The 1,330-nt window shown below is 58.5% G+C and carries 1 protein-coding gene; it reads right to left on the minus strand.

From position 1 onward, the window contains the following. Positions 1-1,169: IS256-like element IS1249 family transposase (locus QP904_RS11705; protein ID WP_259834854.1), on the minus strand; the 1,169-nt coding region annotated here is incomplete at its 3' end. Positions 1,170-1,330: the final 161 nt, after the last annotated feature.

The raw sequence follows: 1,330 nt of genomic DNA on the forward strand, positions 1-1,330 counted from the left end.
CCTTTTTGAATGCCGATTGAGTGGGTGTAGTCGGTGTCGATAGCGTTGTCGTAGAGGGCTGGGCGTCCTGTTTCGTGGTCGGCTTGGTTCTCGGTTTGGGTCAGGGTGGATACTTTGGCGAGTTGGCCCTGGCCCCAGTCGGACTGCCTGGCGATTCGTACTGGATCGTCAGGCAGTTCCGTTTTTAAGTAGAGCCACCAATCCAGCATGCGGCGTTGTCGTTCGCCTGATCTGCCGCGGTGGGTTCTGGCGAGCAGTTTGAGCTGGGCGTTGATGCCGCCTTCTAAGCTGTTGGTGGTGGATTTGATCCGCTCGGGCGCAAGGACTCCTGCTGGCGGGTTGAGGTAGACAAACAGCATCTCGGACCGCCAAAGATGGTTGAGGCTGTTGTAGGCCTTGCGCACGTTGTGGTGGGTCCACACGCGGGTCCATGCACCTGTTTTGGGGTCTTTGATCATGGTTTTCTCGTTCATCCATTCCCGGTAGATCGTTGAAAACTCGTGCAGTTGCACACCCCACGCGGCGGCTTCATCCAGTGTGGTGATCCGGGTCAGTTTCAGCGCAAGTCGGTAGATGGTGCGCCCGGCATCGGTGCGTGGGTTGGTGGTGGTGTAGCGGCGGACCACGCGTTGGGCGTGGACGAGGCAGCGTTGAATTTTCGTAGTCGGCCAGCACTTTTTGATTGCGCTGTATGCGCCTTGGCCGCCGTCGATGACGGCGATGAGTGGGGCTTCGATGCGTTCAAGCAGCAGTTGGTAGTCGCGGGTGGTTTCGTGTTTGCACCAGTGCCAGGCGATCACGTGGTCGATGGTCGCCGCGACGATCAGGCAGCCACCGGCGGTGTAGGTGCCATCGAGAAATACCTGGTCGTAGATCCGCTTGTGGTGGCCGGCGGTGGGGTCAGGCACATCAACGAGCCAGCACCACTTGAAGCGCCGCTTCATGGTGGCGCGGCTAACACCGTTTCGTTTGGCTAGGTCGTCGAGTGATATTGCGGTGGTGCAATGCTCGATGAACTGGGTGAACACTGCCGCGTTGGTGATGTCGTTTCGACGTTTGACGCTGGAGGCGCCGCATTGTTTGCAGCGCCATCTGGTGGTGCCTTTGCTGGTGGTGCCGTTGCGTTTCATTTCACCGCCGCAGTGGCAGCGTGGTTGGTTCTTCGACATTGCGACACCACACCACGCCGCGCATAGCACATCACGGCTGCCACACCGAGGATTTCCCGTCGGGGGCTAGATATATGCTTCCGGAGCATATACTTTCCGGAAACCTACAGGTCAATCCGTGAAAATCCGCGATTCCGGACACACTTTTTGACCCTTAACCC

Source organism: Corynebacterium nasorum (assembly GCF_030229765.1).
Taxonomy (GTDB): Bacteria; Actinomycetota; Actinomycetes; order Mycobacteriales; family Mycobacteriaceae; genus Corynebacterium; species Corynebacterium kefirresidentii.